The 15,137-nt window shown below is 72.4% G+C and carries 19 protein-coding genes; 10 read left to right on the top strand and 9 right to left on the bottom strand.

All coding sequences use genetic code 11. The annotated features are described in order from the left end of the window. Positions 1 to 50: 50 nt before the first annotated feature. Both AB0L33_RS13790 and AB0L33_RS13785 read left to right on the top strand, forming a co-directional pair. Positions 51 to 737, top strand: coding sequence for a VanZ family protein (locus AB0L33_RS13790; RefSeq protein ID WP_365680878.1), 687 nt, complete (start codon positions 51 to 53; stop codon positions 735 to 737). Further along, the gene (locus AB0L33_RS13785; protein WP_365680876.1) at positions 734 to 1,528 is read left to right on the top strand and encodes a DUF3152 domain-containing protein; all 795 of its coding nucleotides are present in this window, start codon (positions 734 to 736) and stop codon (positions 1,526 to 1,528) included. The genes AB0L33_RS13790 and AB0L33_RS13785 overlap by 4 nt, the downstream gene beginning before the upstream one ends. 12 nt (positions 1,529 to 1,540) lie before the next feature. On the opposite strand, the gene AB0L33_RS13780 is transcribed toward AB0L33_RS13785, so the two are convergent. Further along, a complete protein-coding gene (locus AB0L33_RS13780; RefSeq protein ID WP_365680874.1) occupies positions 1,541 to 2,149 on the bottom strand; it encodes a TetR/AcrR family transcriptional regulator in 609 nt (202 codons plus the stop codon). A 153-nt stretch (positions 2,150 to 2,302) separates the two neighbouring features. Here AB0L33_RS13780 and AB0L33_RS13775 point away from each other — a divergent pair, with 153 nt between their 5' ends. Then, positions 2,303 to 3,118, top strand: coding sequence for an alpha/beta hydrolase (locus tag AB0L33_RS13775; RefSeq protein WP_365680872.1), 816 nt, complete (start codon positions 2,303 to 2,305; stop codon positions 3,116 to 3,118). Between the two features lie 44 nt (positions 3,119 to 3,162). Then, positions 3,163 to 3,372 (top strand): DUF4287 domain-containing protein, encoded by a 210-nt coding sequence (locus tag AB0L33_RS13770; protein WP_365680869.1) that lies wholly within the window; start codon positions 3,163 to 3,165, stop codon positions 3,370 to 3,372. Positions 3,373 to 3,400: 28 nt separating this feature from the next. On the opposite strand, the gene AB0L33_RS13765 is transcribed toward AB0L33_RS13770, so the two are convergent. From AB0L33_RS13765 to AB0L33_RS13740, 6 genes are all read right to left on the bottom strand, one after another. Then, positions 3,401 to 4,651 (bottom strand): MFS transporter, encoded by a 1,251-nt coding sequence (locus AB0L33_RS13765; protein WP_365681407.1) that lies wholly within the window; start codon positions 4,649 to 4,651, stop codon positions 3,401 to 3,403. A 17-nt stretch (positions 4,652 to 4,668) separates the two neighbouring features. Then, positions 4,669 to 5,208 carry a helix-turn-helix domain-containing protein gene (locus tag AB0L33_RS13760; RefSeq protein ID WP_365680867.1) on the bottom strand — a complete coding sequence of 180 codons (540 nt, stop codon included), beginning with the start codon at positions 5,206 to 5,208 and terminating at the stop codon, positions 4,669 to 4,671. Positions 5,209 to 5,320: 112 nt separating this feature from the next. Beyond that, on the bottom strand, positions 5,321 to 5,542 hold the full coding sequence (locus AB0L33_RS13755) for a helix-turn-helix transcriptional regulator (RefSeq protein ID WP_365680865.1): 222 nt from the start codon (positions 5,540 to 5,542) through the stop codon (positions 5,321 to 5,323). After that, positions 5,542 to 6,012 (bottom strand): DUF2975 domain-containing protein, encoded by a 471-nt coding sequence (locus AB0L33_RS13750; RefSeq protein ID WP_365680863.1) that lies wholly within the window; start codon positions 6,010 to 6,012, stop codon positions 5,542 to 5,544. The genes AB0L33_RS13755 and AB0L33_RS13750 overlap by 1 nt, the downstream gene beginning before the upstream one ends. 84 nt (positions 6,013 to 6,096) lie before the next feature. Then, entirely contained in the window at positions 6,097 to 6,930 is an 834-nt protein-coding gene (locus AB0L33_RS13745; protein ID WP_365680861.1) for an NAD(P)H-binding protein, read from the bottom strand. Positions 6,931 to 7,022: 92 nt separating this feature from the next. Further along, positions 7,023 to 7,415 carry an STAS domain-containing protein gene (locus AB0L33_RS13740; RefSeq protein WP_365680859.1) on the bottom strand — a complete coding sequence of 131 codons (393 nt, stop codon included), beginning with the start codon at positions 7,413 to 7,415 and terminating at the stop codon, positions 7,023 to 7,025. Between the two features lie 94 nt (positions 7,416 to 7,509). On the opposite strand from AB0L33_RS13740, the gene AB0L33_RS13735 reads away from it, so the two are divergent. From AB0L33_RS13735 to AB0L33_RS13720, 4 genes are all read left to right on the top strand, one after another. Then, positions 7,510 to 7,842, top strand: a complete 333-nt coding sequence (locus AB0L33_RS13735; protein ID WP_365680857.1) for a helix-turn-helix domain-containing protein — start codon at positions 7,510 to 7,512, stop codon at positions 7,840 to 7,842. 170 nt (positions 7,843 to 8,012) lie between these two features. After that, positions 8,013 to 9,689, top strand: a complete 1,677-nt coding sequence (locus tag AB0L33_RS13730) for a PP2C family protein-serine/threonine phosphatase (RefSeq protein WP_365680855.1) — start codon at positions 8,013 to 8,015, stop codon at positions 9,687 to 9,689. Beyond that, a complete protein-coding gene (locus tag AB0L33_RS13725; protein ID WP_365680853.1) occupies positions 9,686 to 10,756 on the top strand; it encodes a cobalamin-dependent protein in 1,071 nt (356 codons plus the stop codon). The genes AB0L33_RS13730 and AB0L33_RS13725 overlap by 4 nt, the downstream gene beginning before the upstream one ends. After that, complete coding sequence (locus AB0L33_RS13720; RefSeq protein ID WP_365680851.1) at positions 10,753 to 11,121, top strand: STAS domain-containing protein; 369 nt, start codon at positions 10,753 to 10,755, stop codon at positions 11,119 to 11,121. The genes AB0L33_RS13725 and AB0L33_RS13720 overlap by 4 nt, the downstream gene beginning before the upstream one ends. A 21-nt stretch (positions 11,122 to 11,142) precedes the next feature. Here AB0L33_RS13720 and AB0L33_RS13715 read toward each other — a convergent pair whose 3' ends face one another. Together AB0L33_RS13715 and AB0L33_RS13710 are read right to left on the bottom strand one after the other, a co-directional pair. Beyond that, the gene (locus AB0L33_RS13715) at positions 11,143 to 11,586 is read right to left on the bottom strand and encodes an ATP-binding protein (protein WP_365680849.1); all 444 of its coding nucleotides are present in this window, start codon (positions 11,584 to 11,586) and stop codon (positions 11,143 to 11,145) included. A 28-nt stretch (positions 11,587 to 11,614) separates the two neighbouring features. Then, positions 11,615 to 11,968, bottom strand: a complete 354-nt coding sequence (locus AB0L33_RS13710) for an STAS domain-containing protein (protein WP_365680847.1) — start codon at positions 11,966 to 11,968, stop codon at positions 11,615 to 11,617. Between the two features lie 220 nt (positions 11,969 to 12,188). On the opposite strand from AB0L33_RS13710, the gene lanL reads away from it, so the two are divergent. Both lanL and AB0L33_RS13700 read left to right on the top strand, forming a co-directional pair. Further along, complete coding sequence (gene lanL / locus AB0L33_RS13705) at positions 12,189 to 14,843, top strand: class IV lanthionine synthetase LanL (protein ID WP_365680845.1); 2,655 nt, start codon at positions 12,189 to 12,191, stop codon at positions 14,841 to 14,843. Between the two features lie 45 nt (positions 14,844 to 14,888). Further along, the gene (locus AB0L33_RS13700; protein ID WP_018104907.1) at positions 14,889 to 15,047 is read left to right on the top strand and encodes a VenA family class IV lanthipeptide; all 159 of its coding nucleotides are present in this window, start codon (positions 14,889 to 14,891) and stop codon (positions 15,045 to 15,047) included. Positions 15,048 to 15,137 lie beyond the last annotated feature (90 nt).

Below are 15,137 nucleotides of genomic sequence, written 5' to 3'. Positions count from 1 at the left end.
TCGAAATACGCATACGCCCTCGCAACCGCCCCGCGTATTGAGTGGGGGGCATGGATCAGAACTCCGCACTGCCCACCTCGCCCCGCCGCGTCCGAAGAGCCGGACGCCTGCTCGTGCTCACCGCCCTCGGCGTCGTCGCGGCGGCCTCCGCCCCCTTCGTGCTGCGCATGTTCGTGGTGTCCGTGCCCATGGTCGTGCGCGGCGGCTGGTACGCGTGGTTCTGGACGTTCAACGGCGTGATGCTGGCCATGGTCGCCGCGCTGCCGCTGTCCGCGCTGATCGTGTGGTTCCTGACGCGCAGACGCCGGGCGGCGGGTGTCGAGCCGGCCCGGGCGCGGCGCGCCTCGCTGGCGGAGGTCGGCATGGTGCACGGGACAGTGCCCTGGGTGTGGCTCATCCTGATGCCGGGCGCACACGTCGGTGAGGTCCCCGGCCGCGTCAGTCTGGTCCCGCTGGTGGACCTGGTCACGATGGGGCCGCTCGGGCTGCTCGGCAATCTGCTGGTGTTCGCCGCGCTCGGCTTCTTCGCCCCGATGCGGTACGCCGCGCTGGCGTCGCTGCCACGCGTCCTGGCGCTGGGCGCCGCTCTGTCGGTCCTGCTGGAGACCCTGCAGTACGTGCTCCGGCTCGACAGGGTCTCCTCGGTGGACGACGTCCTGGTCAACGCGACCGGCGCCGTGCTGGCCGCCCTCGCGTCCACCCGGTGGTGGCTGCCGCGCGAGGGGGCCGCGAAGTGACCGGCCGCTCGGATGCGATACGCAGCCACCGGGCCTCGGGCGGGCGGCGCCCCAGGGCAGCCGTCACGGCGGTGCTGCTGGCCCTCGCCGCGGCCGCGGTCCTCCTGCTCACCGGCCGCGGACTTCCCGGCACGTCTGGCCCGGCCGGGACGCCGGCCACCGTCGCCGGGAAACCGGAACCCCGTGGAGCGGACCCCACCCCGGAGGCGACCGCCGACGGTTCCGCCTCCGTACCGGAGTCCGGACCCGGCACCTTCACCGTCGCGAGGGCCGACGCGCACCGCGGCGGGGCGGGGCGGCCGTACCGGGTGGAGGTCGAGGACGGCACGGGTGTCGACCCGGACGAGGCCGCCGGGCAGATCGCCGCGATCCTCGACGACGAACGCGGCTGGGCGCGCGGGGCCGGTGTCACCTTCCGGCAGGTCGCCGACGAGAGCGCCACGCTGGTCATCCGCATCGCCACCCCGGACACGGCCGACGCCATCTGCGCCACCGGCGGCCTGGACACCGAGGGCGAACTCAACTGCAGGGTCGGGCGGACGGTGGCCGTCAACCTCAAGCGTTGGCAGCTCGGTTCCCCCGAGTTCGCCGGACCGCCCGAGGAGTACCGGGCACTGATCATCAACCACGAGGTCGGCCACTGGCTGGGCTACGACCACCGCGAATGCCCTGGTCCAGGCCGGCCCGCCCCGGTGATGATGCAGCAGATCAAGGGCCTCCACGGCTGCGTCTCGAACGCCTGGCCGTACGCGGCCGATGGCAGCTTCCTCGACGGCCCCAAAGTGCCCTGAGCCGGGGCGGGTTCACGCATAGGCGGCCAGGAAGGCCCTGATGCCGCCGTCCGCGAAACGGTCCAGGTCGGCGTCGGTGTACTGGGCACTGCCGTGGAACATGGCCTGGTTCACCGGGATCCACAGCAGCAGCCCGGAGAAGTGGTGGGCGGCCAGCAGCGGGTCCGGGGTCTTGAGGAGTCCCTGATCGGTGAGGCGGCGGAAGGTGTCCGCCAGCGTGGCCAGGACCCGCTCGAACCCCTGCTCGTACCAGGCCGCGCCGAGCTCCGGGAAGGCGTCGGCGTTGGCGATGATCAGGCGCCGCAACTGGATCACCTGGGGCCGGGTGAGAGCCGTGAGGAACTGCCGGGCGAGCCGGGTCAGGTTCTCGCCGAGGGTCTGCGGGTCGTCGGGGATGTCGGCCACCAGGTTGACCAGGGCGTCGATGCGGTCCGTGGTGGCCAGCACGATTTCGGCGAACAGCTTCTCCTTGTCCGCGAAGTGCTTGTAGACGGTCTGCTTGGAGACCGCGGCCAGCTTCGCGATGTCGTCCATGCTCGTGCCCGCGTATCCCTTGTTCAGGAACACATCGGTCGCGGCGTCCAGGATCGCCTGGTGCTTCCGCGCTGACCGGCTGTCCATCTTCGGCTCCCTCTCCACGTCCGCGTCTGCCTGCCAGAAGAGTACTGGACTGATCAGTACTCCTGTGAGTACTGTACCGTCCAGTTCCAGGCCGCGGCGCGCTGCGGTCCGGGAACAAACCATGTCAACCATGCATCGCTGGGGGTATTTCGCATGAGCAGGATCGTGGACAAGGTCGTCTCCGCCGACGGCACGGCCATCGCGTTCGAGAAGCAGGGCACGGGCCCGGCGGTGGTGCTCGTCGGCGGCGCCCTGATGACCCGCGGCGCCTCCGCGGAACTCGCCGCGCTGCTCGCCGGTGAGTTCACGGTGATCACGTACGACCGCAGGGGCCGGGGCGACAGCGGGGACGGCCCCGCGTACGAGGTGCGCCGCGAGATCGAGGACATCGACGCGCTCATCGCGGGCCCGGGCGGTGGCTCCGCGATGCTCTTCGGAATGTCCTCGGGCGCCGTGCTCGCCCTGGAGGCGACGGCCCGGGGGAGCGCCGTCTCCCGTCTCGCGCTGTATGAGCCGCCGTTCATCACGGACGACAGCCGGGCGCCGCTGCCCGCCGACTACGTGGCGCACCTGACGGAGTTGTCCGGCCGCGGGGCGTACGGGGACGCCGTCGCGTACTTCATGACGGCGGCGGTCGGCGTGCCCGGCGAGGCGGTCGCGGGCATGCGGCAGGCACCGTTCTGGGCGGACATGGAAGCTGTCGCCCACACCCTTTCGTACGACGGCCGGATCATGGGCGACACCATGTCCGGCCGGCCGCTGCCGGTCGAGCGCTGGGCCTCGGTGACCGTGCCGGTGCTCGTCGGCAGTGGAGACGTGGGCGATCCGCACATGCTGGCCGGTGCCCGCGAACTCGCTTCGGCGGGCGACAACTTCACCCTCCGGGTCTTTCCTGGGGAGGAGCACGACATCGCCGCGCGGAGCCTGGCGCCGGTCCTCGCCGCCTTCTTCGGCGGCCGGCAGGCGTAGCACCCGGAACGAATACGTCCACCCGCACCCCAAGGAGGCACCGCATGACCGCACAGGTAAAGGGACCCGCCAGCTACTTCCCCTCCATCGAGAAGAAGTACGGCCGCCCGATCGAGGAGTGGAAGGACCTGATCCGCGCATCCGGTCTGACCAAGCACATGGAGCTCGTCGCCTGGCTCAAGACCGGGCACGGCCTCGGCCACGGCCACGCCAACGCCCTGGTCGCCCACACGCTGGCGCAGCGGGGCGAGTGAGTGCGACCGGCCCGGCGGTGGGTGACGTTCACACCGGGTCGGGCGCGCCGTCCCGGGCGGTCTCCTCGGCCGGGGCGGCCGCACGCAGCGCCGCTTCGACGCGACGGTTGTTCGTCATGGACGCGGTGACGGCCGTCATCGTCAGGAGCAGCGCGGCGGCGGCGTAGAGCGGGGTGCGGATGCCGTACGCGGTCGCCAGCCAGCCGCCGAGGAACGCCCCCATGGGCGCGGCGCACATCGCGAGCATCCGGGAGGTGGACGCGGCCCGTCCCATCAAGTGTCCCGGAACGATCGCCTGCCGGAGTGAGGGCGCCAGCACCATCGTGGCGCCCATGGCCGCCCCGCAGACGGCGAGCGCGAGCCCCGCCACGTACGGGTTCGAGGCGGAGGCCAGCCCCAATATCGCCAGGCCCTCGATGGCGGCCGTGCAGGTCAGGGCGGTGCCGGTGCCGAGGCCCCGGCCCAGTCGCGAGGCGATGGCCGCGCCGAGCAGGCCGCCGGTCGCCTCCGCGGTGAGCAGCAGACCGAAGCCGTACGTGCCGATGCCGAGGCGGTCGTGGGCGAAGAGCGCGAGGACCGTCTCCACGGCGAGGAAGGCGATGTTCCCGACCGCCGGGCGCAGCGCCAGCCCGAGCAGCAACCGGTCGCGGAAGACGTAGGACGCGCCGGCCCGGGCCTGCTTGAGCAGCGAATCGCGGGCCTCCGGCACGGGCCGGGGCATGGCCGGCAGCGTACGTACGAGCAGTGCGGAGAGTGCGAAGGACACCGCGTCGGCGACCAGCGGGACCGCCCGCCCCAGTGCCAGCAGCGCGCTGCCCGCGGGCGGCCCGGCGAACCCGGACATCGCTGTCTGGGCGCCGCGCAAGCGGGAGTTGGCGCGCTCCAGCTGCGCGGGGTCGCGGCTGAGCAGGTCCGGCAGGTAGGCCGTGGCGGCGGTGTCGAAGAAGAGCCCACCCAGGCCGAGCAGGAACGCGACGGCGGCCAGCAACGGAATGCTCAGCAGGTCGAGCCCGGCCGCCACCGCCGGTATCGCGAGCAGCACCGCACGCAACGTGTCCGCCACCCACATGGTGCGCCGTCGGTCCCAGCGGTCCACCAGCGCACCGCCGAGGACCCCGAAGAGCAGCCACGGCAGCGTGCCCGAGGCCGTGACGACGGCGAGGGCCATCGGGTCGCGCGTCAGCGTCAGCGCGATGAGCGGCAGCGCGGCGTGTGTGACGCCGTCACCGAGCGAGGAGACCGTCTGGGCGGTCCACAGCCGTCCGAATCCGGCCGGCAACTTCGTCTGAATGAACTTCACTTGGTGTCCCCTTCGGTCTGCCGCACGGGCGCGGGCCGAAACAGTGCGAAGACGAGCGAGGTGTCCGGCAGGGAGGGGTCGGAGAGCTCCCGGTACTCGTCCGCCAGCGCCTGCAACCGCGCCCCCAGCTCGGCGAACTGCTCGTCGGTGAGGCGGAGATGCGCCATCCGTACGTGCCGTTCGCCGCCCGCCGGTGACGCCTCCAGGTCCGCCACCGCGTGCCGCATCAGCACATCCGGCCCGCCGTCGCCGGGGTCGGGCAGCTCGATCGACCGCGCGGCCATCGCGTAGTACCGCTCCATGACGCCCCGCACTTTGCGCGTCCGTACCACCTTCACCAGGCCGGCCCGCTCCAGGAGCCGCACGTGATAGCTGGAACTCCCCTTCGCGAGGCCGACCCGCTCGGCGATCTGCGTGATCGTCGCGGGTTCGAAGCGCAGCACGGCCATGATCCGGTGGCGCGTCAGGTTGGAGACCGCGCGCAGCTGTTCGTCGGTGGTCACATGAAACGTCTCGGGGACGTCGTCGGTTGGCATGCGCACAATGGTCAACGTTTCTTGACCATTGCGCAAGAGGTTTCCCCGGCCGGACGCGAAAAAGGCCCCGGGCGGCGGAAATCCGCACCCCCCGGGGCCTGTTGGACGAGGGCTACTCGCTCACCGCCTCCTCGGGCCGCCAGCGCAGCAGGTCGCCGGGCTGGCAGTCGAGCACTTCGCAGAGAGCGGCGAGCGTCGTGAAGCGCACGGCCTTGGCGCGGCCGTTCTTGAGCACCGCGAGATTGGCGGGTGTGATCCCCACCCGGTCCGCGAGCTCGCCCACGGACATCTTCCGTCGGGCCAGCATGACGTCGATGTCGACGGTGATCGGCATCAGATCACCTCGTTCAACTCGGCCCGCATCCGCGCGGCCTGGGCGAGCAGCGCCCGTAGTACGAGCACGATGAGCGCGACCCCCAGAATGCCCACGCCCACCCCGGCCATGATGACGGTGACCCCCGGGTCGTCCCGCTGTCCCGGCGCGTTGACGGCCGTGACGACGAACCACACGAGGGCGGCCGAGGAGATTGCGCCGATCACGCCGTCCACGTAACGGAAGGCGGCGGGGGAGAACACCGTGTCGCGCCGAGCCATTGCCACGAGCCGCCAGACGCAGACGGTGACCACCTGGACCGAGATCATCCCCAGGATCGTGAGCACCCGCAACGGCGTCAGCGGCATCGACCCGTCCTCCGGATCGTTCCCGCTGATCAGTGCCCACGCCATGCCCGCCTGTACGAACAGGGTGCCGGCGCACACCATCACGAGCATGGCGCGCAGAGCGCCCACGGTCAGTCGTCCCATGATTCACCTTCCATCGAGCAACGATGGAAAGCTATCGTAAAACGATAGGCGTGACAAGGTGTGGCACCTGGAGAGGGTCCCGTCTCAACGGAAGGCGCCGGCGTGCTCGGCGGCCCACTGCCGGAACGGTCTGGCGGGCTCGCCGGTGACGTGCCGGACGGTGTCGCGCACGGCCAGCAGTTCCTCGTTGGCGTCTCCGCCCATGACGTCGAGCACCGCGTCCGCGTCCTCCTCGCCGACGACACCGGCCATCCACCGGCGGGCCTCCTGCCGCCCGATCTCCGTGAACGGCACCGTGCGCCCGATCGCCGCCGCCACGGCCTCCACCTGCTGCCGGGCCGGCATCGGCTCCGGACCGGTCAAGGCGTACGCCCGCCCTCGGTGGCCGGGCTCGGTAAGCGCCACCCGGGCCACCGACGCGATGTCCGAGGGATGGATCGTGGGCAGCCCCGCATCCGCGAACGGGGCGCGGACCGCTTCCCCCGCGCGGATCGAGGAGGCCCACAGCAGCGCGTTCGACGCGAACTGGGTCGGCCGCAGGATGGTCCACGCCATGCCGCTGTCCTTGAGCAGCCGTTCGACCGCCAGGTTCTCGGCGGCGGGGCCGAGGTGCGGATGGGTCAGCACCGTGATGGAGGACACCAGCACCACGTGCTCCACGCCTGCCCGCCGCGCCGCCGCGATGATGTCCGCGTCCGGCCCCACGCGCGACGGCAGGAACAGCGACCGCACACCCTTCAGGGCGGACTCCAGGGACTCCGGCACCGAGAGATCGCCCTCGGCGACTTCGATCCCGGCGGGGAACGCGGCCCGCGAGGCGTCACGGGTCAGAGCCCTCAGGGGCCCCGCCCCCTGCGCGTGCAGCTCACGCAGTAAGGCGCTTCCGATGTTTCCGGTGGCTCCGGTCACGAGGATCATGGTGTGCTCCCGTCGTCAGGTGATGAACTGGGGAACACGCTAGAAACTCAAGCGCACTTCAGGTCAAGGGTGCCCTCGCGCCACTCCGCCGGTCAGCAGGTGGCCGCCTCCTCGACCGTGGCCCGTACGTACAGGACCGCGTCGAGGCCCGTGATCCGCAGCAGGCGCTGGAGGTGGGGCCCGGGGCCGGCCACACGCAGGGCGACCGTCCGATGGGTGAGGATCAGCAGGTTCAGCAGCGACGAATCCGCGAAGGTGATTCCGGAGGCGTCCAGAACCACCTTCGGCTGCGTCCAGGCCGCTCTGGTCAGTGCCTCTTCCAGTCGCGCGATCGACTGCGCGTCGCACGAGCCATGAGCCGCGACGACCCATGCGCCGTGCTGTGCGTACTGCGTCACCTCGGCCTGGGGCGGGCCCGCCGAGGGTGCACCGCTTGCCCCGGCCCCGCTCATGCGCGCTGCCGGGACGGCATTGCCGTAGGACACCCCGAGCCTCCTGTGACTCTCACCATGTCAATGAATACACGAAAAGTATGTCATGTAGTTGAGGTCGGGCAAGGGGCCGCGCTTAGATGGAGGCATGTCTGGAGTACCCGAATCCCACGCCGGATGGACGTTCATCACCAACCACGCACGCGTACTGGCGACCATCGCCGAGGGCCCGACCGTCCGGATCCGTGACATCGCCGCGCGCTGCCGGCTCACGGAGCGCGCGGTCCAGCGGATCATCGCGGACCTCGAACAGGACGGATACCTCTCCCATACGCGAGAGGGCCGCGCGAACACGTACCGCATCGAGCCGGACAAGGTGCTGCGCCACCCCGCGGAGGCCGGTCTGTCCGTGGCCTCGCTGCTCACCCTCCTCGTGCAGGACGAGACGGACCGCGGCAGGGAACCGGTGAAGGCGTCGTGAACGTCACGTACCGAGGGCGTGCGCGGACGGTAGAGGTGTGACGCTGCGTCACCTGCGCGGCGACCGGGTCGATTGCCATCGGGGGCGGCCCTGCGTGATAGTTGCCGCAAGGCAATGTTTGTCCGTCCAGTTGGAAGGTGGTGCGGCTCGCCGCAGGCGGGTCCCCCCTCATGGCTCCTCCCCAGGGAAATCCCGTTACGAAAACCGACGAACGCCCGGCATCCGGCGCCTGGTCCACGGCCCCGTACCCGGTGCTCGAGAGCGGTGCGAACGGGGTGCTGACCGGGCTGAACCCCGCGGCCTCCCGGCTCCTCCCGGACGCACGTCCGGGGGCCACCATGGCCGACGCGGTCCCGGCCTGGCTCGCACGGGCCGACCGGGAGCTGCGCGATCCGACGGCGGGCACGTCCGCCGGCCCTCACGCGGCAACGGCCCCGCCCGCGTCCGGGTGGATCGCCGGACGCAGCTACCAGGCACACGCCGGCCCCGGCGACAACGGTGACGCGGTGTGGTGGCTGGTGGACGACACCGACCGCCGGCTCGCCGAAGAGGCACTGGCCACCGAGCGCGAAAGGACCGCGTTCCTCGCGGAGGCGTCCAACGTCCTGCTGGCCTCGCTGAACACCGACCGGTGCGTCTCCGCGACGGCCCGGCTCGCCTCCCAGTACCTCGCCGAGGCGGCGGTCGTCGTCTCTCCCGCGAAGGGGGACAAGCTGCCCCTGGCCCACGCGGTCGCCGGCCGCGAGACCGTGCGCGCCCTCGTCGCGGCCGACCCGTCCGAGGTGCCCGGGCTGGACGAAGCGCTCCAGGGCTTCCCGCCCGTACCCTCGCGCTGGATCGACCCCGCGTCGCTTCCCGCGTGGGTGATCCCCGAGGGGTACACCGGCACGATCACCTCGGTCGCCGTCGCGCCCCTGCCCGGCCAGGGCGTTCCCGCGGGCGCCCTGGTGCTGCTGCGGAGCGGCGGCCAGTTCACCGAGGACGAGCAGGGCGTCGCGCGGATGTTCGCCGCGCGCGCCGGGGCCGCCCTGTCGGCCGCCCACCTGTACGCCGAGCAGAGCGCCATCACCCGCACCCTGATGCAGGACCTGCTGCCGCCCCGGCTGCACCGCGTGCACGGCGTCGAGTTCGCCGGCGGTTACCGCCCCGCCGCCGCCCGCGAGCGCGTCGGGGGAGACTTCTACGACGTCCACCCGGCTGGCGCCGAAGAGGAGGGCTCCTCGCTGGTGGTCCTGGGGGACGTGTGCGGCAAGGGGCTCGACGCGGCCGTGCTCACCGGCAAGATCCGCAACACCCTCCAGGCGCTCATCCCCATGGCGGACGACCACCAGCGAGTGCTGCGGCTCCTCAACGACGCGCTCCTCAACTCCCACCACACCCGCTTCGCCACCATGGTCCTGGCCTCGGTCCGGCGGACGGAGCACCTGGTGCGCCTGCGGCTCACGGCCGCCGGGCATCCCGTACCCCTGGTGGTGCGGGCGGACGGACGGGTCGAGGAGATCCGGACCCGGGGCACCCTGGTGGGAGCGCTGCCCGACATCGAGTCCCGCACCGCCGAAACCGTCCTGCGACCCGGCGAGACGTGCCTGCTCTACACCGACGGATTCACCGAGGCCCGGGGCGGCCCGCTCGGCGACGAGATGTTCGGGGAGGCCCGGCTGAAGCGGGCGCTGTCGGAATGCGCGGACATGCCCGGCGAGGCCGTGGTCGAGCGCATCCAGATGCTCGCCGCCGAGTGGGTGCGGGGCGGCGGCCACGACGACATGGCCGTCGTCGCGATCACCGCGCCCCGGACCACCCACCTCAGCGCGGTGGACGGGCACACCCGGGGCAGGTACACCGCATGACAACATGCCTGCCCGGACTCCGTGACCGCCTCCTCGCCGCAGCCGCCCTCGACCGTGACGAGTTCGCCGCGGCCGGACTCGTCACCGGCGCCCTCGACGACGGGATGCCCGTCGAAACGGTACTTCTGGACCTCATCGCGCCCGTACAGGCGCGGGTCGGCACCGAGTGGGCGGCCAACCGCCTCACCGTGGCCCAGGAGCACGCCGCCAGCGCCATAGTGGAGCGGGTGATCACCGCGCTCGCCCACCACCCGGCCGCCCGGGCCACGCCCCGGCACGGGAAGGTCACCGTCGCCTGCGTGGAGCGGGAATGGCACTCCCTGCCCGCCCGCCTGCTGGCCGAAGTCCTCACCCTGCGGGGCTGGCAGGTCGACTTCCTGGGGGCCCAGGTCCCCACCCCTCATCTCGTCGCCCACCTCCACGACACCGGCGCGGACGTCGTCGCCCTCTCGTCCTCCCTCCCCACCCGGCTGCCCTCCGCCCATGCGGCGATCACCGCCTGCCAGTCCGTAGGAGTGCCCGTCCTCGCAGGAGGGGCGGCCTTCGGGCCCGACGGCCGTTTCGCGCGCATGCTCGGCGCGAACGCCTGGGCCCCCGACGCCCGCACCGCTGCGGACCTGCTGGCCGCGGGGCTCGTCCCGCCGGCCCCGGCCGACGTACGGCAGCAGATCGACGACCTGCCGCATCTGGTCGACCAGGAGTACACCCTGGTCGCGCGGTCGCAGGGACAACTGGTCAAGCAGGTGCTGACGCGACTGGACGAGCTGGTCCCCGCCATGGCCACGTACACCGATGCGCAGCGCGAGCGCACCGCCGAGGACATCGCGCACATCGTGGAATTCCTGACCGTGGCCATCTACACCGACGACGACGAACTGTTCACCACCTTCATCACGTGGACCGCGGGCATCCTCACCGCCCGCCGCGTCCCCGCCCACTCCCTGCGGCCCGTCCTGGACATCCTGGCGGCCGAGCTCAAGGACTTCCCCCGGGCCGTCCGACCGCTGGAGCGGGCGAGGGCCGCACTGGCCGACGCCACCGCAGCACACCCCGGAGCACCCGCATGAGCGTCCCGTCCCTCAGCCTCACCGTCGAAACGGACGGCGGAACCACCCGGCTGCGCCTCGCGGGAGTGCTCGACTACGACACCAGCGACGCGTTCGGGACACGAGCCACGGCCTGCGTGGACGCCGACCCCGGACCGGCCGAATTGCGCCTGGACTGCTCCGGGCTCCGGCTCTGCGACTCGATGGGGCTCGCCACCCTGCTGATGGTCCACCGCCGCACCGCCGCGCGCGGCATCACCCTCGTTCTGGACGACCCGCCGCCAGCCATGGAGCGGATGCTCAGGATCACCGGAACACGGCACCTCTTCGCCCCGCGAACCGAGGAGTCGAGAGGTGCGGACGGACTGACCGAGACGACCGACTGACAGCCCTCCGGCCGCGCCCCGTCACGCCGGCGCGGGCAGCGCCATCACCACCGTGATCCGCTTGCCGCCCGGGTGGACGCCGACCGACACCCGGCTGGCGAGCATCCGCACCAGCGGCCAGCCGTAGCCACCGATCCTGGGTGCCTCCGCCCGCACCCGGGGCTCCGTCGCGGGCAGCTCCGCCGGGCTCTCGCTGCTGGCGTCTCCCACGGTGATGCGCAGCCCGTCCCCGGTGACCTCGGCCTCGAACGCGGTCAGCCGGCCGCCGTGCCGGAAGGCGTTGGTCACCAGTTCGGACGTCACCAGCAGCGTGTCGTCCACCACATGGGGCGGCCACGCGTCGAGCGCGGCCCCGAAGTGCCCGGCCAGCAGCTCGGTCACGATCGCCCGCGCCGCCGCCGCGTTCCCGGGAACGGCCGCCAGCAGCCCTTCCGCTTCCCCGCCCGCTTCTACCGCCACCGGCATACGCCCCCGATCCGGCGGACCGGCGCCCTCAGCACGTGAGCGCGGTTTCGACGTCGTCCGCGAACCGGAACGCGCCGACGGTGCCCGTGACCTCGAAGAGCCTGCGCACTCCGGACTGCAGCGGACCGGCCAGGACGAGCGGCACGCCCGCCTTCACATGCTCCCGCTGACCGCCCAGCAGCGAGTGGAGCGCCGCGGAGTCCGCGAACGTCACCGCGGACAGGTCGACGACCGTACGCACGCCCCCGTCCGCCACCGCCCCGGTCAGCGCCGCCGACAGCTCGCCGCTGCCCGACCACCCGTCCAGGTTGCCCCGGACCCGGATCAGTACCACGTCGTCGGCCCGCTTCTCGGAGCCGACCGACCGCTCGTCTTCCGCCATGAGCCGTATCTTCCTATGCCACGCCCCCGGACCGGTGCCCGGGGGTCGGGAGACGGTTCTCCGGGCGTGCGCCTCCACATGCGCCGGGCGCCGCCGGACCCGGTCAGCAGCGACCCCCCACGCTCGCTGGAGCAGGTGATTCCGGCTCGGGCGCGTTCCGAGCTCACGTGACATGGGCAATTTCCGACCAGCGGTACTCACCGTTGGAGGGACACCCCACATGACGAGCCACGCGACCGAAGCCGCACTCGAAAGCCTTCTGAACCGAGCACTTCAGGCCACCCGCACCGGCGACTGCTGGACGACCCGGACCGACGAGGCATGGTGCCGCGTCGCCCCCCGTTCCGCGACCCGGCGCGACCAGGGCTGGAAGCTCCACCTCTCGGCAACGGCCGCCTCCGCACCGACCGTCCTCGTCAGGGCCCTGGACGTCCTGCTGCCGGACACCTCGGCGTTCAAGTTCGCCCGGTCCCTCGACCAGGTGAGCACCCTCAACTCCCGCGCGACGCCCCGGGGCAGTTCCGGGAAGTTCCTCACCGTCTACCCGCGCTCCGACGCCGACGCGGTCCGCCTCGCACGCGAACTGCACACGGCGACGGCCGGACTCGCCGGCCCGCGCATCCTCTCCGACCAGCCCTACGCCCCGTACAGCCTGGTGCACTACCGCTACGGCGCCTTCACCGGGCGGCAACGGCTCTCGGACCAGGGCCTGTTGATCTGGTACATCGAGGACCCCGACGGCAACCCCGTGGAGGACGAGCGCAGCGGCCACTACGCACCGCCCCCGTGGGCCGTCTGTCCGTTCCCCGCCACGGTGCCCCTGCCGCCCCCGGCGGCGGAGGCGGCGAGCGACCCCGTCCTGCTCGGCGGCCGCTTCGCGGTACGGGAGGCCATCCGGCACACCAACAAGGGCGGCGTCTACCGCGGCACCGACGTCTCCACCGGCGCGCCCGTCGTCATCAAGGAGACCCGGCCCCATGTGGAGGCCGACGCCTCCGGGCGCGACGTCCGCGACTGGCTGCGTGCCGAGGCCCGGATGCTGGACAGGCTGAAGGGCACCGGGCTCGCCCCGGACGCCCTCGCCCTCTTCGAGCACGGCCGGCACCTGTTCCTGGCCCAGAGCGAGATCCCCGGCGTCAGCCTGCGCACCTGGGTCGCCGAGCGCTTCCGCGACCTCGGGGGCGAGGAGTACCGCCGTGAGGCACGGGCCCTGGTGGCCCGGCTCGTGGAGCTCGTCACGGCTGCCCACTCCCACGGCTGCGTCCTGCGCGACTTCACACCCGGCAACGTCATGGTCCGCCCCGACGGCGAACTGCGCCTCATCGACCTGGAACTCGCCGCCGACGAGACGGGCTCCTGCCTGCCCACCCGCGTGGGCACCCCCGGCTTCAGTGCCCCCGAGCGCCTGAGGGACGCGCCGGTGTCCGTGACGGCCGACTACTACAGCCTCGGCGCCACCGCGTGTTTCGTCCTCACCGGCAAGGTGCCCAACCTGCTGCCCGAGGAACCCGCCACCAGGACCGGCGAGGAACGGCTCGCCGCCTGGCTCGCCGCCTGCGGACCCGCCGAACCCCCGGGCGCCCTGGCCGAGATGATCACCGGGCTGATGCAGGACGAGCCCGCCGCCCGCTGGGACACGCGCCGGGCGCGCGAAGCCCTCCGCGCACCGGATACCGCCCGCCCCACGCGTACCGCACCGGCGGTACGGTCCGGGGACCTGGACCAAGCCGTGGACGGACTCGTCGACCACCTGCTCGACACCATGACCCCCGACGACGACCGGCGCCTCTGGCCCGTGTCCACCGCGGCCGGCGAGACCAACCCGTGCACCGTGCAACAGGGCGCAGCCGGACCCCTGGCCGTCCTGACGCGGTACTTCGAACTGACCGGGGACCCACGCCTGCCCGAAGTCCTCGCGGCGGCCGGCCACTGGATCGCGGACCGCACCCACCTGCCGACCACCCGCCCCGGCCTGCACTTCGGAGACCTCGGCACCGCCTGGGCGCTCTACGAAGCCGGCCGGGCCCTCGCCGACCGGGCGCTCATCGACCACGCGCTCACCCTCGCGCTGACCCCGCAGGAGTCCACGCTCCACCACGACATCACCCACGGCACCGCCGGGAGCGGCATGGCCGCCCTCCACCTCTGGCAGCGCACCGGAGACCCACGCTTCGCCGCCCTGGCCGAGGACGCGGCCGACCGGCTGGCGACCGCCGCGCGGCGCGGCCCGTCGGCGGTGAGCTGGCCAATCCCCGCCGAAGCCGTATCCGGCGAGGGCGGCAAGGAGTACCTGGGCTTCGCCCACGGCTCCGCTGGCATCGGCTGCTTCCTCCTGTGCGGCGCGGCAGCCTCCGGGCGCCAGGACCACCTGCGGCTGGCGGTGGAGGTCGGCGAACACCTCCTGCACAGCGCCGTACGGATCGGCGAGGCGGTCCAGTGGCCGGCCCAGGCCGGCGACGAACCCACCGCCCCGTACTGGTGCCACGGCTCGGCCGGCATCGGCACCTTCCTCGTACGGCTCTGGCAGGTCACCGGCGACGACCGGTTCGGCGACCTCGCCCGCCGCAGCGCCCCGGCCGTCACCGAACGTGCCTCCCGGGCCCCGCTGTCCCAGTGCCACGGGCTCGCGGGCAACGGCGACTTCCTGCTCGACCTGAGCGCCGCCACGGGGGAGCCCTCCCACCGCGCCATGGCCGAAGCGATGGGCCGCCTCGCCGTCACCGAAGGCGCCCGCCGCCAGCGGCACCTGGTCTTCCCCAACGAGTACGGAGACGTCTCGACCAGCTGGAGCGACGGATCGGCCGGAATCCTGGCCTTCATCCTCCGTCTCCGCCACCCGAGCTCCCGGCACTGGCTCGCCCAGCTGCCGGGCTGAGCGGCAGAGAACCTGCCGCCGAACCACAAGAAGAAGGAGAGAACCATGGAAAACCAGACCCAGGACCTCGAACTCCTCGCCCACCTCCACGCCCTCCCCGAGACCGACCCCGTCGGCGCCGAAGCGGGCTTCTCCGCCACCTGTGAGTGCGTCGGCCTGCTGACGGTCCTCAACACGGTCTGCATCGGCATCAGCTGCGCCTAGCACCGGCCCACCGTCCGGCCGGCGGCTGTCCCGGGACAGCCGCCCCCCCGGCCCCACCCGCGCCCCCCGGCTCACGACCCGGCCCGCCCC

The organism is Streptomyces sp. NPDC052299 (assembly GCF_040679335.1).
In the GTDB taxonomy this organism is placed as follows: domain Bacteria; phylum Actinomycetota; class Actinomycetes; order Streptomycetales; family Streptomycetaceae; genus Streptomyces.
Note: the sequence above shows the minus strand (reverse complement) of the source record. Positions and strands in the feature narration are given on the sequence as shown.

Bases quoted from the DNA above. Each gene is read 5' to 3' on its own strand.
- AB0L33_RS13790 (WP_365680878.1), top strand. From the start codon at position 51: ATGGATCAGAACTCCGCACTGCCCACCTCGCCCCGCCGCGTCCGAAGA.
- AB0L33_RS13780 (WP_365680874.1), bottom strand. From the start codon at position 2,149: ATGGACAGCCGGTCAGCGCGGAAGCACCAGGCGATCCTGGACGCCGCG.
- AB0L33_RS13775 (WP_365680872.1), top strand. From the start codon at position 2,303: ATGAGCAGGATCGTGGACAAGGTCGTCTCCGCCGACGGCACGGCCATC.
- AB0L33_RS13770 (WP_365680869.1), top strand. From the start codon at position 3,163: ATGACCGCACAGGTAAAGGGACCCGCCAGCTACTTCCCCTCCATCGAG.
- AB0L33_RS13760 (WP_365680867.1), bottom strand. From the start codon at position 5,208: ATGCCAACCGACGACGTCCCCGAGACGTTTCATGTGACCACCGACGAA.
- AB0L33_RS13755 (WP_365680865.1), bottom strand. From the start codon at position 5,542: ATGCCGATCACCGTCGACATCGACGTCATGCTGGCCCGACGGAAGATG.
- AB0L33_RS13750 (WP_365680863.1), bottom strand. From the start codon at position 6,012: ATGGGACGACTGACCGTGGGCGCTCTGCGCGCCATGCTCGTGATGGTG.
- AB0L33_RS13745 (WP_365680861.1), bottom strand. From the start codon at position 6,930: ATGATCCTCGTGACCGGAGCCACCGGAAACATCGGAAGCGCCTTACTG.
- AB0L33_RS13735 (WP_365680857.1), top strand. From the start codon at position 7,510: ATGTCTGGAGTACCCGAATCCCACGCCGGATGGACGTTCATCACCAAC.
- AB0L33_RS13730 (WP_365680855.1), top strand. From the start codon at position 8,013: ATGGCTCCTCCCCAGGGAAATCCCGTTACGAAAACCGACGAACGCCCG.
- AB0L33_RS13725 (WP_365680853.1), top strand. From the start codon at position 9,686: ATGACAACATGCCTGCCCGGACTCCGTGACCGCCTCCTCGCCGCAGCC.
- AB0L33_RS13720 (WP_365680851.1), top strand. From the start codon at position 10,753: ATGAGCGTCCCGTCCCTCAGCCTCACCGTCGAAACGGACGGCGGAACC.
- AB0L33_RS13715 (WP_365680849.1), bottom strand. From the start codon at position 11,586: ATGCCGGTGGCGGTAGAAGCGGGCGGGGAAGCGGAAGGGCTGCTGGCG.
- AB0L33_RS13710 (WP_365680847.1), bottom strand. From the start codon at position 11,968: ATGGCGGAAGACGAGCGGTCGGTCGGCTCCGAGAAGCGGGCCGACGAC.
- lanL (WP_365680845.1), top strand. From the start codon at position 12,189: ATGACGAGCCACGCGACCGAAGCCGCACTCGAAAGCCTTCTGAACCGA.
- AB0L33_RS13700 (WP_018104907.1), top strand. From the start codon at position 14,889: ATGGAAAACCAGACCCAGGACCTCGAACTCCTCGCCCACCTCCACGCC.